Genomic DNA, 25,689 nt, shown 5'->3' on the forward strand with positions numbered 1-25,689 from the left:
GTAAATATTATGACTACAGTTAATTTAGTTGAATATCGTAAAGCTACTTTTGACGATGCAAAGGAAATCCATGAAATTGTAAAAAAAACACCAGGGATAGACGATAACAGCCTGTATTACTATTCATTATGGCTAAAGGAGTTTGATCAATCAAATGTTGTCGCAGTCCAAAATAAAAGGATCGTTGCCTTTTTAACCGCATTTAGAAAGCCTAAGGATAATAGCACTCTTTTTTTATGGCAGCTTGCGGCAGTGCCTAGACATGGCATTCCCGATTTAGGAGTAAATCTTTCTTATTATCTTATCGATGATGAAATCAAAAAAAATCTTAGCAGCATTGAAGCCACAATTGATCTTAATAACAAATCAATTCTTTATGTAATGAAAAAATTAGAAAAGAGATATAACGGAAATATGCATATGGAGGAATACCTAAGTGAAGAATATTTGAGTGGAAATGAAAATCATCATACTGAAACTTTGTTGAAGATTACATTGTAGATAAAAGGAAAAATTATGAAAACTTGGCAGCCTACGAAGGAGACAGCAGAAGATGTGATTTCAGCATTTGGTTCTCCTTCTTATCTCTATAACATTGATATCATGACTGAATCATATAATGATATAAGAAAACGCCTGGCAAATGAATATGAAATATTTTACTCTTTAAAGGCAAATCCTAACATTAGCATAACCAAAGCATTTCACGAAAAAGGCTTAGGCGCAGAAGTGTCGTCAAGAACTGAACTTGAAACTGCTTTACTGGCTGGAATTCCTAGTCAAAAGATAATATTCGTAGGTCCGGGAAAAAAGATAAGTGAGTTGGAAAGAGCTATCGATTTAAATTTACTAGCTATAGTTGCGGAATCGCTTGAAGAGCTCGAATACATAAGTCAACTTTCGGAAGATAAGAACTTAATAACTCGAGTAATGCTCAGAATAAATCCCTCTTTTGAGGCATCAGGATCTGCTTTGGCTATGGGTGGCAAACCCAGACAGTTTGGTATTGACGAAGAAACAGTTATATTAGAATTAGATAGAATAAAATCATTAAGAGGAATATCAGTCATAGGGTTACATATCTACGTCGGGACAAGATTTCTCGACCATAGAGATATTATTAGAAACACCGAAAACATTTTAAAAACTGCATATGAAATTCAGAAAATATTCGGCTACAGTTTTCAAATCATTGATATTGGAGGTGGGTGGGGTGTGCCCTACTTCGAGAATGAAACAGAACTTGACGTTATTAGCTTAATTTCTGAATTAAATCAAATTTCAAATGGGTATTTAAAAGAAAATTTCAAGGGTAAAATCATTATAGAATTAGGACGGTACCTAACCGCAAGTCATGGTGTCCTTCTGACCACTGTGAATTATATTAAAAATTCAAGAGGCGTAAAATTCGCCATTACGGATGGTGGTACAAATATACAGTTAGGAGCTGTGGGATTGGGAGGGTTTGTAAAACGAAATTTCCCTATGAAAAATTTAACTAACGATACAAAGTTAACTGAGGAATACTATATTACGGGTCCTCTATGTACGCCTACTGATACAGTTGCGAAAAACATTGCCATACCTGCATCTAAACAAGGTGACGTAATCGCTACACTTTTATCTGGAGCATATGGGCCTACAGCTTCACCCATATACTTCCTGGGGCATGGATATCCAGCCGAAGTAATAATTAAAAAAAATTTAATTCATTTAGTCAGAGAAAGAGACAATCATGAAGATTTATTAAGAAAACAGAAAATTATATAGGCTGCCATTATGAATTATAATGTTGGAATTGACCTGATTAATATTAATGAATTAGATAAGCTCTTCTTAACTAAATGGTTTATTAAATATTTTTATGATGACCAAGAGTTATCCTTATGTGCTGATTTTCATAAAGACCGGAAAAAAGAATTTCTTGCAGGACGTTTTTGCGCTAAAGAAGCAGTTTATAAGGCAATTGGTGGAATTTATAAAGGAAAAAAAACCAAACCTGAACAAATTTTGATTCTGCGAGACTCAAACAAAAAACCTGTAACTAAAATAAAATACGATGATAAAATAGAAAACATAAACGTTAGCGTTTCAATTTCACATAAGGGTAGTGTTTGCATAGCTATTGCGATATATGAAAGGAGTAAGGATCATGGATCAATTTATTTTGACCGTTAGAATTAGTAATAGTAACGCCCATTATTCAAACGATGTTGCAAGTAATGGTACTTTGATGACACTTTTTGGTGATGCCATAACTGGTTTAATTGGTAATTTAGATCATGATGAGAGCCTTCTTGAACGGTGGGATAATGCAATATTTAAACTACCTATAAAACCAGGCGACTTCTTAACAATTAAAGCTTCTATTACGAAAAAGACAAAATTAAAGAGATATATTGAACTGGTAGCAGAAAGGATATTGAAAACTTCTGATGAGGGCACATCATCTTTAAGGACTTGCAACGAGATAGTTGGTTCAGCAATGGCTGTTACAATCATTCCTTATAGTGCATACAAAAGAAAAAACACCCTGGAGAAATGAAATGCAACATTTACTTCTAAACGATCTGATTATACATGCAAGTAATAAATTTAAAAGAAATGTTTTCATCGAGGACATAGATAAATCATTTACATTTGAAGAGACCATAAATGCCGCATCTTATTATTGCAATATAATTAGAGATGAAATTAAAGAGTATGGAGACAATGTAAAAATCGTCATCAAAGCAGAACAAGAACTTGAGTTTATACCGATTTTTCTAGGTGTTATTCTTGCTGGTTGTGCAGCTATTCCTTTTAATCCATCTCTGCCTGAAGATGGTGTTGAATATTACATGAAAGAAACCGGTGCATATTTCTTAATAAAAAAGGATGGTGAGACGTATTTCCTTCAAAACGGTAATAAAAAAGTTTATTTCTCAAAAATAGAAACTGCTAAAAATGTATTTAGCACGAGACTTTCAAATTATATAAAACCAAAACAAACTTCAGATGATATTGCTATGATAATTTTCACTTCAGGTTCAACAGGGTTACCTAAGGGAGTCGTGAGTTTTCATAGACATGTTACTTTTGTCCTTTCAAGTTTGCATGCTGCTTTAGATTATTTTGAGAGCGATAAAATATTTATAGGCATCCCTTTTTCTTTTGACTATGGACTTTATCAGGTATTTTTGTGCTTAATGTTTGGTTCTAGTTTATTCATTTCAAAATCAGGTGGAACAGGGCTCACATTGTTTAAAGAACTAGTGCAGTCGAATGCGACAGTTTTACCTGCTGTAGGACCTATGTTTGACAATTTAGAATATTTTTGCAAAAAAAACCCTTCAAGCCTAAACAAGTTACGATTAATTACAAACACCGGGGCGCATATACCTGAAAAAACAATCCAAAGCATTAGGAGCAGGCTTGAAAATATCAATATCCAGTTAATGTATGGATTAACGGAGTGTAAAAGAGTAAGCATCTCCCCTCCTAACGCCGATCTAATAAAGCCCAACACATGTGGTCTTCCATTACCTCTTACTGAAGTTTATATACTAGACGATAATGATAATGAGGCTCCAGTAGGTGAAATAGGTCAAATAGTAATAAAAGGTTCACATATTATGGCAGGATACTGGAAAGATGATACTCAAACAAATTCCAAATTTAGAAGGTTCAACTCCACTGAAACTAAGTTGTATACAGGTGATTATGGTAAAAAAGATAAAGATGGTTATTTGTTTTGGATAGGTAGAAAAGATGACATTTATAAACAGAATGGTTTTCGGGTAAGTGCATCTGAAATAGAAGAGTCAGCACTCAGTTTAGATACTATTTCACTTGCAGTAGTCTTGCCATATGGCTTCAGAGATAAAAGCACTCTTTTCTATAAAGGCGATGCCTCAGTAGAAAATGTTAAAGAATTCTTATACAGCAAAATTGAAAGACATAAATTACCTTTTAAAATTATCAAGGTGGCTGATTTCAAACTTACCCATAATGGGAAGATTGATAAAAAATGGCTTCTAAATTTAACTAATGAAATGGAGTAAATAATGGTTGATTACGATCAAGCAAAAGCTGCTTTGAAAGAAGCCATCGAGAATGTTCTTGGTGAAAAAGTTGAAAAATTTGATAGGTCATCAAGGTTATTTGATGACCTAAAGATGGATTCAACGACTATGCTTGAAACCTTAATTGAGTTAGAGGATAAGTTTGGCTTAGACGTGAACCCCGAAGAATTAGACATTGAAGATTTCCTAACCGTTGACTCATATGTCAATTTTATTGTCACAGAAAAAAATAACAGAGGTGAAAAATGATTGTTCGCTCACTTAAAGATATTGAAAACACACCCCGTGATATTAAAGGTGCTTCAGGTACGTGGCGCAGCAAAAGAATAATTCTTGCAGAAGATAATGTTGGCTTCTCATTTCATGAAACGACTGTATATCCAGGTACTGAGTCAACATTTTGGTATAAAAATCACATCGAAGCAGTTTGGTGCATTGAGGGTGAAGCAGAATTAACTGACGAAACAACTGGTGAAGTCTATAATATTGGTGTTGGTGATATGTATTTACTCGATAAGCATGATAGGCATACTTTGAGACCTAAAACTCTTTCAAGATATCTTTGTGTTTTCAACCCTCCAGTGACGGGAAATGAAGATCACGATGAGGATGGTTCATACAAGTTATCTTGATAATTTTAATATATCCAAAGAGGAAAATATGAATTTTAATGACACTTCAAAGAGAAAGATCATTGTAGCTATTGCATCTTTGACTATTTTTTCTGCAGGTTCGTTTTCTACCTTATCAGGATTACTAATCTCTCAGTTTCAAAATAGTTTTGGATGGCCTTTAACCTACACCAGCTTTGGAGTGTCATTAAATATGATATTGTATGGCTTGGTGGCGCCATTTTCAATCTTCCTAATGGACCGTTATGGAATCAAGAAGATAACGTACTTGGCCCTTTTTTTATTAGCAGTTGGAGCATCTATCGCCACTTTTCCTAATCCATTCGTTTTCAATTTCGCTTGGGGTGTTTTAGTAGGAAGTGGTACAGGCATGCTTACCATGGCTTATGGGGCTTACATTGCGCAAAGATATTTTAGAGAAAATCCAGGATTACCTGTAGGTATAATGACTGCTTCCGCAGTAGTCGGCCAATTCGCACTTCTTCCGCTCTGGTCTCATCTTGCAGAAGCGAAGGCATGGTTTTACCCTTTAGTCGGTTGCGCTATGATTGCTATTTTTACGCTAGCAATAAATATTGTTAGCCCCCTTCACAACCCTGATGAAAATAAGCATGTAAAAACTAAAACCTCAATATCTGAGGTTTATTTCAACCTTATATATGGCTTAAAGTCTCCTACCTTTTGGGTTATATCATCTTTTTTTATGATATGTGGCGCTACAACGAATGGTTTGATGTGGAGTAATTTCATCCCTGCGGCACATGACCATGGCATGCATGCAACTGTCGCTTCTACCATACTTTTAATCATAGGATTTTCAAATATTCTTGGTACAATTGCTACAGGCTGGCTGTCTGACAGAATTAACCCTAAACATATCCTAGCTGTTGTATTTTTATTAAGAGCAGCAATCCTTTTTTGGCTTCCATTTATCCTTAACTCTAACTTAAATATTAGTATGGTTACCTTTGCAATTCTCTTCGGCATTTTAGATGTTGCAACTGTACCACCAGTAATTGCTTTGTGTAATAAGGCTTTCTCTGATAAAGGACCTGCTTTGTTTTCATGGACAAATGCTTTTCACCAAATTGGTGCAGGTGGCATGGCATTTTTAGCAAGCTATTTACGAATCAAGTTTGGTGATTATTTTGTAGTATGGATCCTTGCTGCGGGGTTATGTATCTTGGCAGTTTTGATTGTTTATCTTTCAAAATATGAAGGCAGAACTAGAGCTTCATATAGCAATAAGGAAACCTCAAAGGAAGCATCTTAATTATATATATAAACTATTGAATTTACTTTATGACATTTTTATCTCCTGCCCGCACTCTTTTAAAGCGGGCATTTACTTCATTATTAGACATGCTAATCTAATTCTTTTAATTAGCATGGCATAATGATTTTTAATTACATGTTACGCAAAACCCTTAAGGAATTAAATTATATATAACCTAGAATGCTATAAGTATCCTCCCCCTTTCTTTTAAAGATCATTAACTATCCAATCAGAAAATTGAAGCTGATTTTTATTTATCACAAAGGTATTCACTAGTATTTAACTCTATTTTTAACAAAAAATAATTAAAACCATATCAAGTATACTCTGGTTAATTTTACAATTTCAAAAATTAGAAAAATAAACAACTAACCAAGCTTAGGTTATATTAACATTGCGCCTCATTAATAAATCAGGCCTACCTCAACTACCCATAATCATTTTTTAATTGAAAAAAACTTAAACAAAGGCAAGAGGTGAATATGAATAATAGCGATACTAATAAAATAAAATTTGCTGCTACTTCTGAATGGTTGACAGTAAGAGAAGCCGTCAACATACTCAATAATGATGGCAAGAAACAGATATCTGAAAGTGATTTATATCGCGGAGCTTTACATGGGAAAATAAACCTATCAATTTATTTTCAATCACCTTTAATTACCCGAAAGATTAAGATGAAAAATAATAAATTGAAGCTAACAGTTATAGATGAATCTTTCACAAAAAAGCTTTGTTTCCTGGATAAGTTCGGTTTCTTATTAGATAAAAAATTGATATATAGCACTGAGGGTGAATTTTTTTATCCCACTCAGCGAATTTTTGACACCCCTCTTTTTGGTAACGATTACGTAGCCGTACAACGTTTGCTAGCCTTATCGTTAAACATCCCCTTACCTTCTAGAGGAGGGAAAGCCTTTAATTATGGGTTAACTATAAAGATTGGAGATTCCCTATTCCAAATATTTGAGAAAACAACTTGGCAAGACCGCATTTGCGCGCAATATAAACTTTTGCCTGAGAACTTTAAAAGTAGAATTGATGATGGCTATTTTGCAGGTAAAAAACCTCACTCCTCCCTAGAAATGACCTTTTTCCCTGTTCATTATATGCCGCAAGATTCCTCTTTTGTTATTCGTGTTGATGAAATTGAAAGGTTAATCATGTTAATTAATGGAAAGCAAAACTTTTCTCAGCCTCAAACAAGGATATCAACGCCTTTATCAAGGCTATTTTGGCTGGCTTGTAAGAACAATGATACTATTAGTCCCTTGATTAAAAACCCTTATAAACTTTTAACAATTTTTGAACGTTGGGCTGTAGATAGTGGTATAACCGACCGCTTGAGTGCAGACACGCTAAAAACGGCTTTAAAACGCGGTTCCCCTTTTTGATGTTTCCAAAAGCCTTCTTAAATAAACACCCGTATTTAGGATTCACTCTCCCTTAAGACGGGTTCATCTTCTTTATCCACTTCTCTCCCCGTGTTTACTTTATGTCTCAGACTTTTCATTCATGTTGAGGAAAGGATCTATGACATCTCACCAATTACTACGTCTTAATCAAGTCGAGAAGAAAACTGGCCTTAGACGCTCTCAGATATATCTGTATATGAAAAATGGTATTTTCCCGCGCTCCATTAAAATAGGCCCATCCAGCGTAGCTTGGCTTGAATCGGAAATTGATGAATGGATCAACTTGAAATTATCCGGACGTGATGACCGATGATGATGCCTGTTTTTTTTAATTTAGTTAACTTCCGTCCTGTAATACAGAGTCAGGAGATAACCGGATGATCCCATCTATTAATTACGCCATCTTAACCGATGCGCTGAACGCACTAAAAAGTGGCAATTTTCGTCACTGCGAATCCCTCGGATTCACTTTGGACGAAATGAATGCTCTTAATCAGCTTTCGCTGGATGAACTATTTACTGTTAGTCAGGCGGCAGCTCCCTTTCTAGCAGTCAATGTCCACCATGATGTTCTGCGTCACTTATTGTCACATGCCCGCCAGGAATACCTCCAACTACAGCAGATTAACCGGGCTATAAGGCTGGGTGGTTCTATCGCTTTGCTTAACCAGTATTATGGTCTCACCTCCAACGAAACCTGCCTTCGTCGTCGGTTGCTAGGTGTCAGCGTGCCTTATGGCCGGCCTCCTGAACCGGACGAAGAGACGGATGCTGAAATCTGGCGGCAATGGCAAAAATGTCGGGTTGGCAACCTACAATCGCCCAATGCACTAATTGCCATGATGATAGTAACGGAAGCCCTGCTACCGATGGCCGAAGGTCTGTCTCTCACCACCGTCTGGAAGCGCATCACACTCTGCGAGAAGGAATCCGCCAAAAGGAGGGCATCACATGCCAGATGAGATCGACCGCGATCAGGAGTTCAATGAACAACGACTGGAAGAGATGATTGAACAGAGCCGCCTCAAACCAGGAATAATACCATCATTATTCCACTGCCGTTTATGCGGTAAACCTATTCCTGAAAAACGACGGCAAGCACTACCGGGCGTAACAACCTGTACGGAATGTCAGGATAAACTTGAACGCCGTCGGTGTTAAATGAGAACCAAAAGACGTATGAGTAATAAATTCTCATACGTCTTTATCTGTATCAGAAAATAAAAACACCCCCCATAATTTACTTCCACTTCCTTTCCTTTTCCCCCATTTCTTTATTTATCCATCCGATTAACTCTTTCATTTTTGTTTTGAGTTTATCGTTTATCACTCGATCCAGATCCCTCATGCTGAACACGTCATTACAGAAGGTTGCCCTGATGGACGTTAATTCGTCCGGGCCGGGTATTGCTCTTTAATAATACGGAACGGGCTGTCACACAACCACAATTCAGGGTGCCGCTGAATGTTCTCGCTGACCCGTTAAAACCGGAATGCAGAATCGGGATGTGACCCGTTTATTTCATTCGTTGTCGTTCTGATGAGAGGATAATTCATGAGAAAACCCATCTACCACGTATTTGTCACCCAGGAAGGTCCGCCCGATACGCAGGGCGAAAAAAACACCTACTGGACCAGGGTTGGCGTGGCATTTGCCCATAACGGCAAACCCGGCCTGAATATTGTCCTGACACCCGGTATTGCTGTTTCCGGCAAACTGGTCCTGCTTGAGCCACGGGAGGATAGCAATCCGCCACAGAGTGCGGAGCCCGGCGAAACGGCGCTTTAACCCTCTTTTATTACTCCTTACTCTGCTGCGTGCAGGAGCCACTGCCTGTGTACGCTGCCTTAAATTCCGAGGCCATCATGCTTTCCACCACTGCCTTTCTGGCGGCGGCCATGCAGTGTGCCGCCAGCATTCATCCGTCCACTGCGCTCGACGTGGCACGGGTGGAATCAGGTTTTAACCCCTATGCCATCGCCGAAATAATTCCTAAGGCCACTCGCTCCCCCGGAGATAACAATGTTATCTCCCATCAGCCCGCCAGCCGGGACAAAGCTGAGCTCATTATTCGCCGCCTTATGGCACAGGGACGCCGTTACTCTGTGGGGCTGATGCAAATCACCAGCACCAATTTCCAACATTACGGCGTGACGGCATCTGACCTGCTTGATTCCTGCACCAATTTATCCGTTTTTGAACACATTCTCAGCGACTGCTACCAACGTGGCGATTCTCTTAAAAGAGCATTGAGCTGCTATTACTCCGGCAATTTCCGTACCGGACAAAAACCTGAAGCAGCTTTTTCCGGGACCAGCTATGTGCAGCGGGTGGGTTATGTTTCGGCGTCTCCCCGTTATGCCGTACCAGGCACCCGCGAGGATAAATCCACAACATCGACTCTCCTGGAATCCATTCCTGCTGATAAGCCATCCCCTCCCCGTCTGATCTGGCCGGGGACCGTCGTCCGGGGCATCCCCGCAAAACTCCGTCAGGGGAAAATCGCCATCGCACAGACCTCCGCGCCGTCAGTACGTCGCAGCCTCTCTCAGTCACCCCGTGAGGAAGAATAATGACACTTTTTCGCAAGCTAAAGACCGCTGTCAGTGCTGTTTCCGTAAGTGTGCTCATGGTTTTTTCTACAACCACGGCCTTTGCCGATGGTTTCTCTCGCGCAAATACCGTGATGGAAAAGGTCTCCACCGGTCTTCATGGTCTGGCGGCCATCACCATCACCGTGGCCGTGATCTGGGTTGGTTACAAGACGCTCTGGAAAGGCGAAAGCCTGTCCCAGTGCGCCTACATCATTATTGGCGGGATCCTGATTGGTGGAGGCAGTGAGATCGGCGCACTGCTGATGAGCTGAGAGGTCATCTATGGCAAAGCTGCTCAAAGCAATGAAACGCCCGGCGGCATTGTGGGGGGTGCCGATGGTGCCCCTGCTGGGAGTCACCGGTATCACCATCATCGTCGCTGTCTGGACTTCCGTCGCTTTCCTTGCCCTGCTCCCGGTTGAATTTCTGGTGATGAAATCCGTCACCCGGAATGAGCCCATGCGGTTCAGCCTGATTGCCGTCTGGCTCAGGGCAAGAGGAAAACCGGCAGCAAACCGTCTGTTTGGTGCAACAGCGTTTATGCCCGTTGAGCATGATGCTGTTGATATCACGGAGTTTCTCAACGCCATGAAACTGAATCAGTGTGCCACGCTCAGTAAGTACATTCCGTATTCATCGCATATTCATCAGCATGTTGTTCGCTCACCACACAGTGATCTCTACTGCACCTGGGAACTGACAGGGACCCCGTTTGACTGCGAATCAGAAGAAACCCTCAGTATTGACCGCAACCAGTTGCACGGACTCATCCGCTCATTCGAGGGGATGCCGGTCACCTTTTATATCCATAACGTGCGGGAGCCGTTTACCGATTCGCTGCATAAGGCATCCGGCAACCCTTACGCCGATGAAATCAGCCGTCTGTATTATGCTTCGCTGGCGGCAGACCCATTTCGCCGTAACCGCCTGTTCCTGACCGCCTGCTACCGTCCGTTTGTCAGCCTGGAAAAAGCCGGACGCAGACGCATGAATGACGGCAAGAAGCTCAAGGAGCTTGATGCAGCACTGCGGGAAATGCTGGAAATCAAAGGTTCGCTAGATACCGCACTGTCACGCTACGCCGCACGATCTCTTGGCACGTTCACCGAAGGTCACGCGGTATTCTCCTCCCAGTTATCCTTTTATGAGTACCTTTTGACGCACCAGTGGCGCAAGGTGCGCGTTACCCGCGCTCCGGCGTATTCGATGATGGGGTCGACGGCGTTGTTCTTTTCTGGCGAGTCCGGACAGATAAACCACGCCAGCGGTACACGGTATTTCCGGGGGCTGGAAGTGAAGGAGTTCCCGGAGGAGACCGCGACAGGGATGATGGATTCGCTGCTGTACGCCCCCTGCGATTACGTGATCACGCAGTCCTACACCTGCATGTCACGCGAAGAAGCCCGGAAAGCCATAAAACGCACCCGCCGTCTGTTAATGAGTTCGGATGATGATGCGGTGTCACAGCGACTGGATTTGGATGTGGCACTTGACCTGCTGACCTCGGGGAAAATCGCCTATGGAAAACACCATTTCTCCATCATGGTGTTTTCCCACTCGCTGGACAATCTGGTGGCCGATACCAGTGAAATCAGCAATGCCCTGAACAACCTTGGCATTACACCGGTTCCCGCCGCACTTTCTCTTTCAGCTGCGTATATGGCGCAACTACCCGGCAATTATCACCTGCGTCCCCGCAAGGGCGAGCTGAGCAGTCAGAACTTTGTTGAGCTGGCCGCGCTGCACAATTTCTATCCCGGCAAGCGCGATAACGCACCCTGGGGGGATGCGATGGCCTTACTGCGCACCCCGTCAGGGGATGGCTACTATCTGAACCTGCATAACACGCTGGCGGACAAGGACGAATTCAATGAGAAGAACCCGGCCAGTACCTGCATTCTTGGCACCAACGGTTCGGGTAAAACCATGTTGATGACGTTCCTTGAAAACATGCAGCAGAAATACGGGCGTAAGGACAGTTTTTCCCCTGATGCGAAAACCAAACGACTGACCACCGTTTATCTGGACAAGGATCGGGGCGCGGAGATGAATATAAGGGCACTGGGAGGCCGTTACTACCGCATCACACATGGCGACCCCACGGGGTGGAACCCGTTTTCTCTGCAGCCGACGAAACGCAATATCAGTTTCATCAGTCAGTTGATGAAACTGTTGTGTACACGTAACGGCGCGACCATCACGCCCCGAGATGAACGCCGTCTGAATGACGCCGTACTGGCAGTGATGAGTAATGAACCACAGTACCGTATCTATGGGATCACCCGTTTACTGGAGAATCTGCCAGAGCCTGCCACCCGGGAGGCACAGGAGAACGGACTGAGCATTCGCCTGTCGCAGTGGGCGCAGGGTGGCGAATTCGGCTGGGTGTTTGATAACGCCTCAGACACCTTCGATATCAGCCACTGCGATAACTTTGGCATTGACGGCACGGAGTTTCTGGATGATGCCAACGTCTGTGCGCCGATCTCCTTTTATCTGCTGTACCGCATCACCACGCTGCTCGACGGTCGACGACTGGTTATCTTCATGGATGAGTTCTGGAAATGGCTGCGGGATCCGATCTTTAAGGATTTCGCCTATAACCGGCTGAAAACCATCCGTAAGCTCAACGGAATGCTGGTTGTGGGAACGCAGTCCCCGGCGGAGATCATCAGGGATGAGATTGCGCCCGCCATCATTGAGCAGTGCGGAACACAGATCCTGGCAGCTAACCCCAATGCTGACCGGGCACACTATGTTGACGGGATGAAATTTGAACCGGAAGTGTTCGATGTAGTGAAAAATCTGGATCCGCAGGCCCGTCAGTATGTGGTAGTGAAAAATCAGTTCAGGCGTGGCGACACAAAACGTTTTGCTGCACGCGTGACGCTCGACCTCTCAGGTATCGGCAGATACACCCGAGTGATGAGCGGCAGCACCGACAACCTCGAAATCTTTGATTCCCTGTACCGCGAAGGGATGCAGCCCCATGAATGGCTGGATTCCTACCTGGCTCAGGCACTCTGATAATCCAAAGGAGATCCGTGATGAAAAGACGTTTTCATGCCCTGATTTTCGCGTGCGTCATTGTCAGCCCGCTGGCGCACGCCGGTATTCCGGTCCTTGTTGATGCTGACCCGCTGCGTGAGCTCGAATGGCTAAAAGAAGCACAGCGCTGGATGCAGACGGCGCAACATTATCAGAACCAGATCCAGGCGTATAAAAATCAGTTAGCGACAGCCACCGGCGTCCGGGATATCGCAGATTTTGTGGATCAGGCGAAGAGTCTGAAATCGGATCTGGAAAAACTGCGCAAGCCAGGCCAGACACTCAATGATCTGCTACTTTCCGGCGGCACCTCAGGACAGTTCGATGCGCTGTACGCGAAGTACCGGGTTTTCGATACCTGCAATGCGGAACAGTCAGGAAGTTATGCCAATACCTGCAAACAGTTGGTTATCAACAAAGCGATACAGTTTGAGCAGACTGGCGAGATCCAGGAGCAGGTCAGCCAAACGCTGGGCGAGATTAATGGCCTCTCTAACCGTATCGCACTATCCAAAGACACAAAGGAGTCTCAGGACCTTGCCAACAGTATTCAGCTAAAATCAGTGATGCTGAACACGCTCACTGACCAGTGGGAAATGAGCGTGAAGGCAGCAGAAAAGCGTGAAAAAGTACTCGAGGATGTGCGTATTAAACAGTGGAATCAGCAACAGTTAAGTGCACCAACCCCTGATTTAAACGGCTAAAGGAGTCTCACATGCGTTTATTAACCCTCTCTTTCCTGTCCTTAGTATTCATCATCAGTGGCTGCAAAGAAGAAGCCAAAACCACTCAGTGGTACAAAGATCATCCCGATGAGCTAAAAGCGGTGTATGAAAAATGCCAAAAAACCGGCGATGCCTCAGATAACTGTAAAAACGCCAATGAAGCCCATTATCAAATTCAGCAATTAAATGCCCCCACTCCCGACCTGAACTCATAGTGAGGTTAATATGCCCGGTGGTGTATTTATCGGTGTTGAAAAACACCTGATAGGAGGAGTTACTGACGCCACAAAAGGACTGATGATGTCATATTCTTCCATGATGGTGGGGCTGGCGGCAACGTCAGCCACGCTCTATATCATGTGGCGCGGTTACCAGACTCTGGCTGGTAAGTTGTCCACGCCAATGGAGGATGTCATGTGGGACATCATGAGGATGGCGATCATCCTGTCCTTTGTGGCAAATGTCAGCGGTTATCTCGATGGGGTTATTGACGCCATCAATGGCTTAAAGGAGGGATTTTCCGGCAGCGATAATATCTGGCAGTTACTGGATAGCTTATGGGGTAAAGCGAAAGTATTGGGTAAAACGTTACACGACATGGATAACTCAACGTACATAAAAGATGAGGGAATGACGGCTCAATTTTATGTCTGGCTCGGGATATTCGTTTTAATGATTATCACTGCTTTCATTTCAATGATCGCGGAAGTCATGGTTTTACTGCTGAGTATTACCGCCCCCATCTTTATCTTTTGTCTGCTGTATGGCTTTTTACGCCCCATGTTTAACAACTGGCTGCAAAATGTTTTCGCCGCCATATTAACGGTTCTGTTTTCTGCGTTGTCACTGCGCATTGTCGTTAATTATCTAAACTCGCGGTTAGATATTGCAACCCAACTGTCAGCACAATCCAACATTGTGGAGTTAGGCGCACAGGTCTGTCTGGCCGGTGTCTGTGCTGCAATACTGGTCTACCTCTCCGCAAAACTGGCCGGAGCGCTGGCCGGAGCCAGTGCAACCATATCCATGCAGGGGCTGGCAGCGGTGGGTATCGGCGCGACAGCGTTTGGTGCCGGGAAACTGGCAGCAGGAGCCGGGCAGCAGACAACCCGCGCCCTTCAGGACAATATTCAGGGCTGGAGAAATGCCAGTGCGGGTAAACCCGGCAGTGGTCCGGGATACAGTGCGGCTCAGGCACGTAAAAACGCGATTGAGCAGATGATTGCCCGCAACGAAGCCCGGCGACTGGCGCAATCAAGAGAAACGGCCGTTCAAAAATTCCATCGTTAAACCTGTTATCCCTGCTGAAATACTCCCGTTAATTCCTCCGACGAAAACATAACCCTGTCTTCATCTCACTAAGGAAGCACCCCATGAAACGCTTGATTGCGCTGGCTTTGCTGTGCGCGCTTTCCGGTTGCGCGCAGTCTCCCCGTCCTCCTGCCTTTGGTGGTCAGGGCATCCCGGTGAACACCCCTCAGATTATGACGGAGTTAAACAGTCATGAGTGAACAAACCCTCATTGCGGATTCCCGCACCTTTGAGCAGCAGATGATTGAGCGGGACAAACGTGCCACAAAAGCCGGGTTTATGGTGGGCGGCGCGGGGCTGCTCCTCGCCGCACTGGCGCTTATCGCCGTAGTGCTGATGTTGCCGCTGAAACAAACGGTCATTGAACTGTACACAGTGGATAATCATACCGGGCGGGTGGAGCACGTCACCCGCGTATCAAAGACCAGCCTGACGGCCGAGGAGGCTTATCAGAAGGCGATGACCGCCAGCTACGTCAGACTGCGTGAACGATACGTGTACCCTTCCCTGCAGGACGATTATGCAACAGTACAGGTTTTTAACAGTCCTCCAGTCAACGATGACTATCTGGCGCTGTATGCCGGAAAAGATGCCCCGGACAAGGTCTGGCAGAACGCGGCTCATACCGTGCAAATCGACATCCTGTCAAACCAGATCACCGAAGGCACTGCCCCCGATAAAGTCGCAACTCTCCGATACAAAAAGACTATCCGCCGCCTCGCGGACAACAGCACCCGCACAGAATACTGGGATGCCCGCCTGACGTTCCACTCCGACCCAGGCAAAGAAATGAGCGATACGGAGCGAGAGATTAACCCGTTCGGTTTTACCGTGACCAGCTGGCAAGCAGACCGTGAAATCCGGGGAGGTGAATAATGAAAAGCATCATCCTTATCGCACTGGCGCTGATGCTGTGCGACAGGGCATGGAGCGCGGTCATTCCGCAGGCGAGCCGCTATGATGCCCGCGTTCAGCAGGTTGTCTATAACCCGCTGAACGTTACCGTCGTCAGTACCCGGCCTGGCTTCATGACCACGCTGGTCTTTGACATCGATGAGGCAGTTCTCAGCGCCAGACCCGGTTTTGAGGAGGCATGGGAAGCCACACCGGACGCCAACAGGGTCAACATCCGTCCGGTGGCGCTCGTTCAGGGCGCGCCCGGCGCGGACGGTAATACCACGCAGGTGGTCATCCCGCCCAACAGCCGGGACTGGCACACCAACCTGCTGGTCGTCACCACCCGGCGGCTGTACAACATCGAGCTGAACGTCATCGATGATAAGTCATCGCAACAGCCTGCTTTCCAAGTGAGTTACCGTTATCCGGGCGAAGACAGGGAGAAGGCCAGCCGTGAGACAGCAGCCAGAGCGCTGGAGCGGGAGCAAAAACAACAGCAGACTGACATTCAGCAGGCCCTGAATGCCGCGCAGACGCCACGCAACTGGGACTACCTCAAATATCCGGGGCGCGACAGCGTCCGGATTGTTCCCGATTTTGCGTATGACGATGGCCGCTTTACGTTCGTGGGTTTCTCTCCGGCCAAATCCATCCCCTCCGTAACGAAAGAGCTCAACGGCCAGGAGCATGTGATTAACAGCAGTGTCCGCAGAAAAGGCGACTTCACCGTACTGGTCATTCAGGAGGTCACGCCCCGTCTGGTCCTGCGTTCCGGTAACGCCGTAGTCGGCCTGGAAAATCGTGGATTTGGCAGGGTCCAGGCCGCTGATGGTGCCACGGTTTCTCCACAGGTTGAACGGGTGGAAAAACCTCAACTCACTGACAACTAAGGAGCCATGCTGATGAATGACGAATACCAGCATTCTGTGTCTGATGGAGTCCGACCTTCTCCGGCACAGACAGATGACGATATTGCCGCGCTGGAGCGCGAGGCCCGTACAAAGCGGGAAGCGGCACTTCTCACAGAGCAGGACAATGAAGAGAATGATCCACTACAACCCGCCGTCAACAAACTGAAAAAGCGCAGGCGCGGGAAAGCCACCGCGTTTCTGGCGATGGCCGCCGTTGCGCTGATTGCACTGGCATGGGCAGGCAACTGGGTATACCGCAATCTGCTCTGGCAACCCGGTGAAGATAAGCGGCAGGATGCTGCGCCACAGCCGAACCGGCGCGATTACCGGCAGCGAACCGATCTGGGTACGCAAAATGCCGAAGCCGAAGCGTCGGAACCGGCGGAAAACAACCCGCGCAATACGACAGCCCCGGAGGCTGAGATGCCACCTCAACTTGATAAAGCCCATTTTCTGATTCGTCGCGATGGGTCAGCCGCTGCGCCCCAAACACCGGTACGGACCCGGCAGCAGGAGATGACGCATGCAACCGCTGACGGGCAAACATCAGAAATGTCATCCACTGCCCGGCAAAATACCACCGCACCACAACCGGAACTCTCTCCTGCAGCGGTCCAGCGTATCCCTTACAACCCGGACCTGTACGTTCCGGAAAATACCGCCATTCCCTGTTCTCTGGATTACCGCTTTGTCTCGGACCGGGCGGGGAAAATCCGCTGCACGATCGCCGAAGATATCTGGAGTGCCAGCGGTCATACGAGGCTGATTGAAAAAGGGACCACCGCCACGGGCATTTACCAGACTGGCGCAGCGACAGGGATGACGCACGGACAGGAACGCGCCTTTCTCATCATCACAAAACTGCGTACCCGCCAGCCCCCTTACCTTGATATTCCGCTGGTCGATACCCGTGCTGCCGGAGAACTGGGCGAGGCTGGCGTTGACGGCTGGATCGACACGCATTTCAGAGAGCGATTCGGTGGCGCATTACTGGTTGGTATGATCCCTGATATTGGTGCATGGGCATCCAACAGTGCTGGTCAGAAAGATCGAAACACGGACTATACCGAAAACAGCCGTCAGGCTATGGCGGATATGGCACGTACCACGCTGGAAAACAGCATCAATATTCCACCGACCCTAGACAAAAATCAGGGGGAGATCATCAATCTGATCACAGGTCGGGATATTGATTTTTCCGGCATCTATACGCTGAGGATGAAGAGTGAATAATCGAAAGTTTCTGTTTGGCGTCACCGCGACAGACGTCATCGTAAGGGACGATTGCAACAATGCCGTAATCAACGACGTAATGTCACACCTTAACGGGATCAGGAGAATAGTCATGACATGCTATCGTGCCGGGGGCGCATTGACAGAGCTCATCATTTCCTCAGGGGAAGGACATACGTTCTGCCTCACCATCTGTGAAGGTCCTCTGGATGTAGCGCCTTTTACCTCAGACGATATCCGGCTGGCACATAAGCAGATATCGCTGCCTGACGTCACCGATATTATCATTCTTGCGACGACATTAGCCCGCTATGCCGGACTATCCCCATCCTTCTCCGGTGATGGAGAATCATCTGCCTTGCTGGAGTTTAGCTCGTAGTAAATCGCCAGTTGACGTAGTTTTGATATTTCAAGGTTGATAACGGATTTTCCTGCGCTGTTTTCCCGTTCAGAAACAACCGGATTGAGCAGGAATACACGGAAATACCTGACGTTCTCTGTGTCCAGAATTTCATCGATATAATGACCAAACCGGCCTTTCGCCATCAGATCTTTACTGACATACAGGCGAACAGGTTTACCCTCATGTTTATCAAAGAAATTAATAAGAAAACCCCGTCCATACCGATGCATTAGTGTCCCACCGCCATAAATGACGCCCGCGTAGGGGTTAGTCAATCCTCGCTGAATATGCGTTAAATATTCATGAAGATAAACCTGACCGTGATGCATGATCCTGAGTCTCAATGCCCTGAACTCATCCTGAGGCAGCGTCTCTTTCGCTTCCTGCCATGTGTCGATCAGTCGCTGCAGCTGGTTGGTTCGCGTATAGCGGCTCCAGCGGGGCTCTTCACCTGTACCGGGCTTATCATCATCCCCGTCAGGTTTTTTTACATATGCAGGAGTAACAAGCTTAGCGGGATCGGCTGGCTCATCATCAGGATCATCAATTGAAGGATCAAAGCAGTTGATATAGTCCGTCAGCTTTTGCTTTGCTTTTCTTTCCGTGAAATCAGCTTCTGATTCGTCCGGACGTCTGTCCTGATCGGCATCTTCGGTAAACTCGACCCATTCACATCCGAACTTGTGAGGATGGGGTGAACGGAAGTGTGCAGCCCTGAATTTTTCACCATCTTCAGCTTTGACGTGATAGTTAACGCCGCTAATGGTGACATTACAATTGCGATCGCTACAGGAAAAAGTGAACCGCTTTCTTTCTTCCGGCTTTCTGGAAAAAAACTCCGTTCGCGCTTCATCAATGGACAAGCAGCGCCCCAGTTCATGGCAATAAGCGAACAGTACCTTCGTCTTCGACATGCTCCCTCCATACGTTCATCCGATTCAAGGATATCACATGAAAAACCTCTCTCTCGACCGCTATAAGCAGCGATTTTTTGGCGATTTTCTGGATCGCCGGGGGCTGACAGAGATCGCCGTCAACCGCCCAGGCGAGCTATTCACCAAAATTGGTGGCATCTGGGAACAGCATACTGTTCCGCTAGATTATGAGGGCTGCTACAACTTTGCCAGATGCCTGGCGAAGCATCACGGCGACAATATCGAAGATATCAAGCCGGGGCTGTCAGCCACGCTGGAATCAGGCGAACGTTGTCAGGTGATTGTGCCCCCGGCCTGCGAGCGTAACACGGTGTCCATCACCCTGCGTAAACCCTCACTGGTGCAAATTCCGCATCAGGACTATATTGCCGCCGGGTTTTATAACAGAGTGACGGGCACGGAAAAAACGCAGACGCACGATCAGGAATTATTAGCCTTATATGACGCAAAAGACATTCCACGCTTTATGGAGAAATGTGTGGAATACGGTAAAACCATTGCGGTGGCCGGGGAAACCAGTACCGGAAAAACCACCTATATGAAGATGCTTATTGGTTTTATTCCGCGCCATCTGCGTATTACAACCATTGAAGATAATCCGGAAATCACCTTATTTACTCATAAAAACTACGTCCACCTTTTTTATCCGTCGGAATCGGCAGATGAAAAAGGGTCAATTGTTACGCCCGCCAGCCTGCTGCGCTGGAATTACCGCATGAATCCCGACCGCATACTGTTAACCGAAGTACGCGGTGGTGAAGCATGGGATTTTCTCAAGATAACCGGTTCCGGCCATGAAGGCAGTATGACCTCTATCCATGCCGGTTCGGCAATGGAAGCGGTAGACGGGTTTATTACCCGCTGTTATGAAAACCGGCAATGCGCCCGACTCCCTCACACCTTTATGTTACGCAAGGTACTGGACAGTCTGGACGTTATCGTGAGTATCGACCTGGACGGTAATGTGCGCCGGATGAATGATATATATTTCCGGCCACTGCACCGCAGCGCCTTTTTTGAGGAGATGAAAGCATGATGAAGGTTATCAATATGCTGCTATTTTCGCTGGTACTTTCCGGCTGTTCTTCACCCCCGCCACCGATGCCTGTTGAATGGGATAAACCGGCCCAGTCAGTCGATACCGGTTTACCGCAATGGCGAGACAACCCGGTTATCATTCCTTCTCCGGTGGTTAAAGATAAATGGTTATTATCCATTCACGCACGGAATTTTAATGAGACACGCTGGACGCCCGCAGTATTTTACGCGGTCGCCCACTCTGCGCGTATTGTTGTTGCTACACCATCAGGCGCAGAATTCTTTACTGCAAAAAACTGGCTGCGTCGATATGGCGCAAAAGACGTTATTGAATATCAACCTGTCTCTGGATGCCTGACATGCAGCGACACTCGCATTTATTTTTCGCATTAAAACCGTTCCCTCACATTCTGAAACTGGCCTTACTGTAAGGACTTCATCATGAAATATTCCGTTATTGCGACTGCAGTGCTGTGCATTGCTGCCGGAACACCTGTTTATTCTTTCGCTGCTGACCCATGTGAAGTGGTGCTTTGTATGTACGGTAAAGCAATCGGAAACAGCGGAGGAAGTGAATGTCGTTCTGCGGAGCGTGCTTTCTTCAATATCGTAAAAAAGAATAAACACGGTTTTTTACCTAACCACACACTGAATGCCAGAAAAGCTTTCTTGGGAGAATGTGCCAGTGCTGACCCGGAGGCGGTGAATAAAATTCTTTCCAGGTTTGGCCGGTTCAGAGGGTAATCTGACAGTGGCCGTAATCTTAATATATTTCCTGCATGGAGAAACAAAAGTGAATAAAGAAGACTTGTTTATTGCCAATATTCACTCAACGCATCACGACAGAATATCTGTCACATGTATCTATGATTCTCTTTCAAAAGAAGCCAATCAGGGATGCGGGCTTTATTACGAGATATATGAGAGTCGATTTATTGGTTTATTGAGACATCATTTGTCACAGATTAATGAATCGGACGCCGAGAAGCTCAGGCGATATGCCGAAAGTCAGGGAACGAAAGTCGATGATGACACCTACCATGCAGTATTAAACGCTGAACGAGAATGCCGGGCTGATATAGCCCGCGAACAGATGTGAATAACAAACATTGATAATGTCTCGAATGACGCCACAGACTGACAGACGGCGGTTTTAAAGCATGCTTATTTTGGCTTCAATTTCGAAGAAATTGTTAAGCCGTAAAATAAGTATGTGGAGCGCGGACAGAAAATTCAATTCCGCAGAAATTGCTAATTTTCAGGCACCGCGCCCACCTGCGAACATTCGCCCAAAGCGAATTGAGCAGGCCGGGGGGAGCCGAATAAATTTCGCCGCCCCAGCGAGCGAAAAGCTGTCGCCCACGACAGCGGTTTATTTGGGGGGCAAAGCCCCGCACACCGTCAAGCCAGGTAATATTTCCCGCCCCAGCGGGGAATATTGCCGATCAGGCGCGACCAACCCCTTTAAAGCAGCGTTCCCGTTTTTTTGGAGCCTGCGAGAAAAAACAGGCGAAACGCGCGTCTTAAAGGGGTTGGTCGCGCGTAGCGTGCGACGGTGTGCCGCATTTGACCCAGGGGGTTTTGGCGCGGCGTCCAGCCACGACATTACCCCCATGTGACAGGCAGTGAGAGCGTCCAGCCCGAGCGTATTGTCACACGCCATTGCCCGTCATACGTGCGTTTCAGGGGACTGACGACCACGCGTCGGCTGTTTTCTGAAAGCGCGGATCACGGGCATGAGCGTCGGAGACGTTCAGTGCTTTTCATCCTTTTATGGGCATCATCAATAGGCGTCGCGTATGGGCGTGGGGTTTAACGTCCATCGGTGACGCCCATGTGATGCGCCCGTCACACCGAAATCAGACAGGAGATCACTGCAATGGGAACTCATCTGATGCAAAGGCTGAATGCCTTTTCGGATGCCTTTTCTTTTTTTCTGCTGTGGCTGCAACACAACCCGGTAATATTATCCATATTTGCCGGGCTGACGCTGCCATTCATCTTTCATCTGCCGCGTGAAGAAAGAAAAAATGCCCCCATATGGTTAAAATCGGTAGCGGGTGTATCCACCTTCTTTCTCATATTTGGCACCCTGTCACCGCTGACCATTCAAGGGCTGAGTTTTTTCTTCAAAGTACTCGACAATAACATTCTGCTCAGATTATCACTCTGGATACTGACTGGCGGATTTACGCTGGCTGGTCTGGCTTTTCATATTACAGCCCGCAGACTGCTGGCCGGAGAAATTGACAATCTGAAACATCGAATGATTAAAAAAAGCAAACTTGAAAGAAATTTCAGAACGGATGTTCGCGAAGTCAGGGACATGTTACCTGACAGCATTTCATATAATCCGCTGGATTATATTGACCTCAATAACGGTATCTTTATCGGGCTGGATAAAGATAATCAGCCGCAGTATATCACCCCCGAAGAATTTCAGACCCAACATGCCGACCTTATCGGCACCACAGGCTCCGGTAAAGGAGTGAGCGCCGGTGTTCTGCTTTATCAGGCAATACTTGCAGGTGAAGGCGTGTTTGTCGAAGATCCCAAAAATGATGAGTGGGCACCACATGTTCTGCGCGAAGCCTGCCAGAAAGCGGGAAAACAATTTGTTCTTATTAACCTGAATGACCTTAATTTTCAGCTTGATTTACTGGCTGATATTTCTCATGAACAACTGGAGGAGTTGTTTAATGCCGGTTTCAGCCTGGGTAAAAAAGGCGAAGGCGCTGACTTTTACCGTATCGCCGATCGCCGCGCAGCCAGAAACACGGCAGCTATATATGAAAAGGAAATGACGTTACGCGACTTATTTAACACTGACTTTGTGAAATCCATTAGTGAAGATGTGCCTGCTTTTTATGGCGAGCTTGAAGAAATCGCTTTAGTGAATTCCATCAATGCCCGTAACGGATTTTCCTTAAAGACCATTTTTGATGGAGGTGGATGCTGTTACATCATCGGCTCGATGCGTAATCAGAAAATCATATCGGCTCAGAGAATGATTTTAACTCGCCTGATTCAGATAGCCGAAACGCGTGATCGAATAAAAGGCAAACCTCGCCCGGTCGCTATTTTCCTTGATGAACTCAAGTATCACCTGTCCCGCCCTGCGCTTGAAGGACTTGGCGCAGCGAGGGATAAAGGCGTGCATATCATCATGGCTCACCAGTCTGTAAAAGATTTGTATGACTGCCCGGCAGACCTGGAGGGTGATGCCGTTGCCGGTTCGGTGATTGAGAACTGCAAGTTTATGCTGGTTTATCGCCTTCGCGATCCGGACACCGCCGACTGGGTAGCAAGGATGACCGGCTCTATTCTGGTAGACGATGAAATGAGGAAAGTTAAAACGGATATATCCCTGACGGAGAAAATAGAAACTGACAGGATGATCCGCCAGGCTGAGAGATATTATATAGACAGCAATATGTTGCTCAACCTCCCCCAATTTGTTGGTTTTGTTTTTACCCAGAACGATCTGGCGAAGGCAACCAAACTATTCCACATACCAGCGAAAAAGCAATATATCGACCTGTTTTCGTTTGAGCACACAAAAAACCTGCATACCGAGAAAGAAAGCCAGATCCACAAACCTTCCATTAACCTGTGAGGCTATCAATGCTTGTCCATAACGTTTCTGAAAGAAATGAAGCCGCAAAACGGAGAATGCGGGCATTACTGTATTTTCTCAAGGAAGAAACATTCTCTGATTTCCGAACCTTAAAAAAAGTTGTCGGCTATAAAGGAAAACATAACCATGCAATGTATAACCTGCTTAATAAAGCGGTTGCGATGGGCTTCCTGAATAAACATGAATACCCGGTATTGACCGGGAAAAAATCATTGTGGGGGATCACCATGCAGGGATTGGCAATGGTGGTTAGCGCTAAAGACAAAGTTTTCCCCGCTTATTTTGAGCCGGGAAAACTCAAACACTCCACGCTGGAACATCGACTGTTAAACCAGCGGGTCAGGATCGCCCTTGAGGAAAAGGGGGGCACAGGCTGGCTTAACGGCGACCGGGGAGAGTTTATGTCGCGACACCTGGGCGTCCGGCACCGACCGGATGGCATTATTACCTTAAGCAGCGGTGCCATCGTTGCCGTGGAAACAGAGCGGTCGATGAAAACCCGTGCCCGTTACATCAGCATAATTAACAGTCATCTGACCGCCAGCGACTCTGGACGCTGGCACTATGCGATGTATGTTATGCCAGATGATAAAACCAAAGAATCGCTGGTCAGGCTGTTTGACAGCATCAGGACGGTGATGAGGAACAACGTTCCCGTCCCGTTTGATGCAAAGAACCGGGAAATGTTTCTCTTCCGCACAATTGATGAGCTGGAAAATAGTGTCAATGATAAGCAGGAGTCCCCCTCTTCATCAACTGGTGGCGATGAAGGGAGGGAACGCCATGCATGACATTTTGACTCATGGCGACTGCCTTGACGTACTGCGCAATATGCCAGGCAACTCGGTGGACAGCATCGTGACCGACCCGCCATATGGAATTAAATTCATGGGGAAGACATGGGACTACGATGTCCCTTCACAAGCCATCTGGGAAGAATGTCTGCGCGTACTCAAACCCGGTGGTCATCTGCTGTCCTTCGCGGGATCCCGTACTCAGCACCGGATGGCAGCACGTATTGAGGATGCGGGCTTTGAAATACGTGACATGATTGTATTTCTCTATGAGACCAATAATGCTGCTCATGCCCTAATTGAAAGTTTGTCGCCGGACCAGCTCAAATTGCTGGACGCGGCATTTGGACATGACGGAATGCTGGGCTGGGTATACGGTTCGGGCTTTCCTAAATCTCACCACGCGTTAAAACCGGCGCTGGAACCGATTACCCTAGCCCGCAAGCCATGTAAGGGAACCATAGCATCCAACATAGACGTGTATGGTACCGGCGTTCTGAACATCGGCGAATGCAGGATCCCTCTGGCAGAAGGAGAATCACCCTATGATTATCCAAATGGACCGGGAGGTTCCGATCCCAACCACATGTGGCGAGGCAGAAATAAAGGTGACGGGGATATCGCCAGGCAAGGAAACCCCGATGGCCGATGGCCTGCCAATCTTATCCATGATGGCAGTGCCGCAGTGCTTGCCTGGTTCAGGGATAACCCTCAGCAGGTAGAATGATCCTACCCACGTAATGTGGACACAACCCTAAGCGAGATTCTGGTTTTC

General features: G+C 46.3%; 31 protein-coding genes. 30 read left to right on the plus strand and 1 reads right to left on the minus strand.

Annotation, left to right across the window (positions count from 1 at the left end):
- The first annotated feature begins 9 nt into the window (after positions 1-9).
- From IAE30_RS20675 to IAE30_RS20785, 23 genes are all read left to right on the plus strand, one after another.
- Positions 10-501, plus strand: coding sequence for a hypothetical protein (locus tag IAE30_RS20675; RefSeq protein WP_200680865.1), 492 nt, complete (start codon positions 10-12; stop codon positions 499-501).
- Between the two features lie 15 nt (positions 502-516).
- The gene (locus IAE30_RS20680) at positions 517-1,770 is read left to right on the plus strand and encodes a diaminopimelate decarboxylase (RefSeq protein WP_200680866.1); all 1,254 of its coding nucleotides are present in this window, start codon (positions 517-519) and stop codon (positions 1,768-1,770) included.
- A 9-nt stretch (positions 1,771-1,779) separates the two neighbouring features.
- A complete protein-coding gene (acpS, locus tag IAE30_RS20685; protein WP_200680867.1) occupies positions 1,780-2,178 on the plus strand; it encodes a holo-ACP synthase in 399 nt (132 codons plus the stop codon).
- Positions 2,153-2,545: a hypothetical protein gene (locus IAE30_RS20690; protein WP_200680868.1), complete on the plus strand. Its 393-nt coding sequence runs from the start codon at positions 2,153-2,155 to the stop codon at positions 2,543-2,545. The genes acpS and IAE30_RS20690 overlap by 26 nt, the downstream gene beginning before the upstream one ends.
- Before the next feature lies 1 nt (position 2,546).
- A complete protein-coding gene (locus IAE30_RS20695; protein ID WP_200680869.1) occupies positions 2,547-4,043 on the plus strand; it encodes a class I adenylate-forming enzyme family protein in 1,497 nt (498 codons plus the stop codon).
- A 3-nt stretch (positions 4,044-4,046) separates the two neighbouring features.
- Positions 4,047-4,313 carry an acyl carrier protein gene (locus tag IAE30_RS20700; protein ID WP_200680870.1) on the plus strand — a complete coding sequence of 89 codons (267 nt, stop codon included), beginning with the start codon at positions 4,047-4,049 and terminating at the stop codon, positions 4,311-4,313.
- Positions 4,310-4,696, plus strand: a complete 387-nt coding sequence (locus tag IAE30_RS20705) for an ectoine synthase (protein WP_200680871.1) — start codon at positions 4,310-4,312, stop codon at positions 4,694-4,696. The genes IAE30_RS20700 and IAE30_RS20705 overlap by 4 nt, the downstream gene beginning before the upstream one ends.
- 28 nt (positions 4,697-4,724) lie before the next feature.
- Entirely contained in the window at positions 4,725-5,969 is a 1,245-nt protein-coding gene (locus IAE30_RS20710) for an MFS transporter (RefSeq protein ID WP_200680872.1), read from the plus strand.
- A gap of 485 nt (positions 5,970-6,454) precedes the next feature.
- A complete protein-coding gene (locus tag IAE30_RS20715) occupies positions 6,455-7,366 on the plus strand; it encodes a hypothetical protein (RefSeq protein WP_200680873.1) in 912 nt (303 codons plus the stop codon).
- A 139-nt stretch (positions 7,367-7,505) separates the two neighbouring features.
- Positions 7,506-7,700 carry an AlpA family transcriptional regulator gene (locus IAE30_RS20720; protein ID WP_200680874.1) on the plus strand — a complete coding sequence of 65 codons (195 nt, stop codon included), beginning with the start codon at positions 7,506-7,508 and terminating at the stop codon, positions 7,698-7,700.
- Positions 7,701-7,764: 64 nt separating this feature from the next.
- Positions 7,765-8,349 (plus strand): DUF2857 domain-containing protein, encoded by a 585-nt coding sequence (locus tag IAE30_RS20725; protein WP_200680875.1) that lies wholly within the window; start codon positions 7,765-7,767, stop codon positions 8,347-8,349.
- The gene (locus IAE30_RS20730; protein ID WP_200680876.1) at positions 8,339-8,548 is read left to right on the plus strand and encodes a TraR/DksA family transcriptional regulator; all 210 of its coding nucleotides are present in this window, start codon (positions 8,339-8,341) and stop codon (positions 8,546-8,548) included. Before IAE30_RS20725 ends, IAE30_RS20730 begins: the two co-directional genes overlap by 11 nt.
- Positions 8,549-8,942: 394 nt before the next feature.
- Complete coding sequence (locus tag IAE30_RS20735) at positions 8,943-9,176, plus strand: hypothetical protein (protein ID WP_200680877.1); 234 nt, start codon at positions 8,943-8,945, stop codon at positions 9,174-9,176.
- Positions 9,177-9,253: 77 nt separating this feature from the next.
- Positions 9,254-9,961, plus strand: a complete 708-nt coding sequence (locus tag IAE30_RS20740; RefSeq protein WP_200680897.1) for a lytic transglycosylase domain-containing protein — start codon at positions 9,254-9,256, stop codon at positions 9,959-9,961.
- A complete protein-coding gene (locus tag IAE30_RS20745; protein WP_200680878.1) occupies positions 9,961-10,254 on the plus strand; it encodes a TrbC/VirB2 family protein in 294 nt (97 codons plus the stop codon). The genes IAE30_RS20740 and IAE30_RS20745 overlap by 1 nt, the downstream gene beginning before the upstream one ends.
- A 10-nt stretch (positions 10,255-10,264) precedes the next feature.
- Positions 10,265-13,009, plus strand: coding sequence for a VirB3 family type IV secretion system protein (locus IAE30_RS20750; RefSeq protein WP_200680879.1), 2,745 nt, complete (start codon positions 10,265-10,267; stop codon positions 13,007-13,009).
- Positions 13,010-13,029: 20 nt separating this feature from the next.
- Positions 13,030-13,734, plus strand: coding sequence for a type IV secretion system protein (locus tag IAE30_RS20755; protein WP_200680880.1), 705 nt, complete (start codon positions 13,030-13,032; stop codon positions 13,732-13,734).
- A gap of 11 nt (positions 13,735-13,745) precedes the next feature.
- A complete protein-coding gene (locus tag IAE30_RS20760) occupies positions 13,746-13,970 on the plus strand; it encodes an EexN family lipoprotein (RefSeq protein WP_133141946.1) in 225 nt (74 codons plus the stop codon).
- 10 nt (positions 13,971-13,980) lie between these two features.
- A complete protein-coding gene (locus IAE30_RS20765; protein WP_200680881.1) occupies positions 13,981-15,045 on the plus strand; it encodes a type IV secretion system protein in 1,065 nt (354 codons plus the stop codon).
- A gap of 83 nt (positions 15,046-15,128) precedes the next feature.
- Entirely contained in the window at positions 15,129-15,266 is a 138-nt protein-coding gene (locus tag IAE30_RS20770; RefSeq protein WP_200680882.1) for a hypothetical protein, read from the plus strand.
- Positions 15,259-15,942, plus strand: a complete 684-nt coding sequence (locus IAE30_RS20775; RefSeq protein ID WP_200680883.1) for a virB8 family protein — start codon at positions 15,259-15,261, stop codon at positions 15,940-15,942. The genes IAE30_RS20770 and IAE30_RS20775 overlap by 8 nt, the downstream gene beginning before the upstream one ends.
- Entirely contained in the window at positions 15,942-16,853 is a 912-nt protein-coding gene (virB9, locus tag IAE30_RS20780) for a P-type conjugative transfer protein VirB9 (protein ID WP_200680884.1), read from the plus strand. Before IAE30_RS20775 ends, virB9 begins: the two co-directional genes overlap by 1 nt.
- Positions 16,854-16,865: 12 nt before the next feature.
- Positions 16,866-18,107: a TrbI/VirB10 family protein gene (locus tag IAE30_RS20785; protein WP_200680885.1), complete on the plus strand. Its 1,242-nt coding sequence runs from the start codon at positions 16,866-16,868 to the stop codon at positions 18,105-18,107.
- A 309-nt stretch (positions 18,108-18,416) separates the two neighbouring features.
- Here the strand turns inward: IAE30_RS20785 and IAE30_RS20790 are convergent, their stop codons facing one another.
- A complete protein-coding gene (locus tag IAE30_RS20790) occupies positions 18,417-19,424 on the minus strand; it encodes a hypothetical protein (protein WP_200680886.1) in 1,008 nt (335 codons plus the stop codon).
- A 37-nt stretch (positions 19,425-19,461) separates the two neighbouring features.
- Here IAE30_RS20790 and virB11 point away from each other — a divergent pair, with 37 nt between their 5' ends.
- The 7 genes from virB11 to IAE30_RS20825 all read left to right on the plus strand — a co-directional run bounded on the left by virB11 (position 19,462) and on the right by IAE30_RS20825 (position 25,641).
- Complete coding sequence (virB11, locus tag IAE30_RS20795; RefSeq protein WP_200680887.1) at positions 19,462-20,481, plus strand: P-type DNA transfer ATPase VirB11; 1,020 nt, start codon at positions 19,462-19,464, stop codon at positions 20,479-20,481.
- The gene (locus IAE30_RS20800; protein WP_200680888.1) at positions 20,478-20,876 is read left to right on the plus strand and encodes a cag pathogenicity island Cag12 family protein; all 399 of its coding nucleotides are present in this window, start codon (positions 20,478-20,480) and stop codon (positions 20,874-20,876) included. The genes virB11 and IAE30_RS20800 overlap by 4 nt, the downstream gene beginning before the upstream one ends.
- A gap of 48 nt (positions 20,877-20,924) precedes the next feature.
- Positions 20,925-21,227 carry a TrbM/KikA/MpfK family conjugal transfer protein gene (locus IAE30_RS20805; protein WP_200680889.1) on the plus strand — a complete coding sequence of 101 codons (303 nt, stop codon included), beginning with the start codon at positions 20,925-20,927 and terminating at the stop codon, positions 21,225-21,227.
- Between the two features lie 49 nt (positions 21,228-21,276).
- Entirely contained in the window at positions 21,277-21,582 is a 306-nt protein-coding gene (locus IAE30_RS20810) for a dpoa decarboxylase (protein WP_200680890.1), read from the plus strand.
- A gap of 780 nt (positions 21,583-22,362) precedes the next feature.
- Entirely contained in the window at positions 22,363-24,099 is a 1,737-nt protein-coding gene (locus tag IAE30_RS20815; RefSeq protein WP_200680891.1) for a type IV secretory system conjugative DNA transfer family protein, read from the plus strand.
- An 8-nt stretch (positions 24,100-24,107) separates the two neighbouring features.
- Entirely contained in the window at positions 24,108-24,911 is an 804-nt protein-coding gene (gene mobC / locus IAE30_RS20820) for a MobC family replication-relaxation protein (RefSeq protein WP_200680892.1), read from the plus strand.
- Positions 24,904-25,641 carry a DNA methyltransferase gene (locus IAE30_RS20825; protein WP_234472814.1) on the plus strand — a complete coding sequence of 246 codons (738 nt, stop codon included), beginning with the start codon at positions 24,904-24,906 and terminating at the stop codon, positions 25,639-25,641. The genes mobC and IAE30_RS20825 overlap by 8 nt, the downstream gene beginning before the upstream one ends.
- Positions 25,642-25,689: the final 48 nt, after the last annotated feature.

This window comes from Pantoea sp. S61 (assembly GCF_016625145.1).
In the GTDB taxonomy this organism is placed as follows: domain Bacteria; phylum Pseudomonadota; class Gammaproteobacteria; order Enterobacterales; family Enterobacteriaceae; genus Pantoea; species Pantoea rwandensis_B.

What these genes read in the sequence shown, in the direction of transcription:
- IAE30_RS20675 (WP_200680865.1), top strand. Translation starts at nt 10, where the DNA reads ATGACTACAGTTAATTTAGTTGAATATCGTAAAGCTACTTTTGACGAT.
- IAE30_RS20680 (WP_200680866.1), top strand. Translation starts at nt 517, where the DNA reads ATGAAAACTTGGCAGCCTACGAAGGAGACAGCAGAAGATGTGATTTCA.
- acpS (WP_200680867.1), top strand. Translation starts at nt 1,780, where the DNA reads ATGAATTATAATGTTGGAATTGACCTGATTAATATTAATGAATTAGAT.
- IAE30_RS20690 (WP_200680868.1), top strand. Translation starts at nt 2,153, where the DNA reads ATGGATCAATTTATTTTGACCGTTAGAATTAGTAATAGTAACGCCCAT.
- IAE30_RS20695 (WP_200680869.1), top strand. Translation starts at nt 2,547, where the DNA reads ATGCAACATTTACTTCTAAACGATCTGATTATACATGCAAGTAATAAA.
- IAE30_RS20700 (WP_200680870.1), top strand. Translation starts at nt 4,047, where the DNA reads ATGGTTGATTACGATCAAGCAAAAGCTGCTTTGAAAGAAGCCATCGAG.
- IAE30_RS20705 (WP_200680871.1), top strand. Translation starts at nt 4,310, where the DNA reads ATGATTGTTCGCTCACTTAAAGATATTGAAAACACACCCCGTGATATT.
- IAE30_RS20710 (WP_200680872.1), top strand. Translation starts at nt 4,725, where the DNA reads ATGAATTTTAATGACACTTCAAAGAGAAAGATCATTGTAGCTATTGCA.
- IAE30_RS20715 (WP_200680873.1), top strand. Translation starts at nt 6,455, where the DNA reads ATGAATAATAGCGATACTAATAAAATAAAATTTGCTGCTACTTCTGAA.
- IAE30_RS20720 (WP_200680874.1), top strand. Translation starts at nt 7,506, where the DNA reads ATGACATCTCACCAATTACTACGTCTTAATCAAGTCGAGAAGAAAACT.
- IAE30_RS20725 (WP_200680875.1), top strand. Translation starts at nt 7,765, where the DNA reads ATGATCCCATCTATTAATTACGCCATCTTAACCGATGCGCTGAACGCA.
- IAE30_RS20730 (WP_200680876.1), top strand. Translation starts at nt 8,339, where the DNA reads ATGCCAGATGAGATCGACCGCGATCAGGAGTTCAATGAACAACGACTG.
- IAE30_RS20735 (WP_200680877.1), top strand. Translation starts at nt 8,943, where the DNA reads ATGAGAAAACCCATCTACCACGTATTTGTCACCCAGGAAGGTCCGCCC.
- IAE30_RS20740 (WP_200680897.1), top strand. Translation starts at nt 9,254, where the DNA reads ATGCTTTCCACCACTGCCTTTCTGGCGGCGGCCATGCAGTGTGCCGCC.
- IAE30_RS20745 (WP_200680878.1), top strand. Translation starts at nt 9,961, where the DNA reads ATGACACTTTTTCGCAAGCTAAAGACCGCTGTCAGTGCTGTTTCCGTA.
- IAE30_RS20750 (WP_200680879.1), top strand. Translation starts at nt 10,265, where the DNA reads ATGGCAAAGCTGCTCAAAGCAATGAAACGCCCGGCGGCATTGTGGGGG.
- IAE30_RS20755 (WP_200680880.1), top strand. Translation starts at nt 13,030, where the DNA reads ATGAAAAGACGTTTTCATGCCCTGATTTTCGCGTGCGTCATTGTCAGC.
- IAE30_RS20760 (WP_133141946.1), top strand. Translation starts at nt 13,746, where the DNA reads ATGCGTTTATTAACCCTCTCTTTCCTGTCCTTAGTATTCATCATCAGT.
- IAE30_RS20765 (WP_200680881.1), top strand. Translation starts at nt 13,981, where the DNA reads ATGCCCGGTGGTGTATTTATCGGTGTTGAAAAACACCTGATAGGAGGA.
- IAE30_RS20770 (WP_200680882.1), top strand. Translation starts at nt 15,129, where the DNA reads ATGAAACGCTTGATTGCGCTGGCTTTGCTGTGCGCGCTTTCCGGTTGC.
- IAE30_RS20775 (WP_200680883.1), top strand. Translation starts at nt 15,259, where the DNA reads ATGAGTGAACAAACCCTCATTGCGGATTCCCGCACCTTTGAGCAGCAG.
- virB9 (WP_200680884.1), top strand. Translation starts at nt 15,942, where the DNA reads ATGAAAAGCATCATCCTTATCGCACTGGCGCTGATGCTGTGCGACAGG.
- IAE30_RS20785 (WP_200680885.1), top strand. Translation starts at nt 16,866, where the DNA reads ATGAATGACGAATACCAGCATTCTGTGTCTGATGGAGTCCGACCTTCT.
- IAE30_RS20790 (WP_200680886.1), bottom strand. Translation starts at nt 19,424, where the DNA reads ATGTCGAAGACGAAGGTACTGTTCGCTTATTGCCATGAACTGGGGCGC.
- virB11 (WP_200680887.1), top strand. Translation starts at nt 19,462, where the DNA reads ATGAAAAACCTCTCTCTCGACCGCTATAAGCAGCGATTTTTTGGCGAT.
- IAE30_RS20800 (WP_200680888.1), top strand. Translation starts at nt 20,478, where the DNA reads ATGATGAAGGTTATCAATATGCTGCTATTTTCGCTGGTACTTTCCGGC.
- IAE30_RS20805 (WP_200680889.1), top strand. Translation starts at nt 20,925, where the DNA reads ATGAAATATTCCGTTATTGCGACTGCAGTGCTGTGCATTGCTGCCGGA.
- IAE30_RS20815 (WP_200680891.1), top strand. Translation starts at nt 22,363, where the DNA reads ATGGGAACTCATCTGATGCAAAGGCTGAATGCCTTTTCGGATGCCTTT.
- mobC (WP_200680892.1), top strand. Translation starts at nt 24,108, where the DNA reads ATGCTTGTCCATAACGTTTCTGAAAGAAATGAAGCCGCAAAACGGAGA.
- IAE30_RS20825 (WP_234472814.1), top strand. Translation starts at nt 24,904, where the DNA reads ATGCATGACATTTTGACTCATGGCGACTGCCTTGACGTACTGCGCAAT.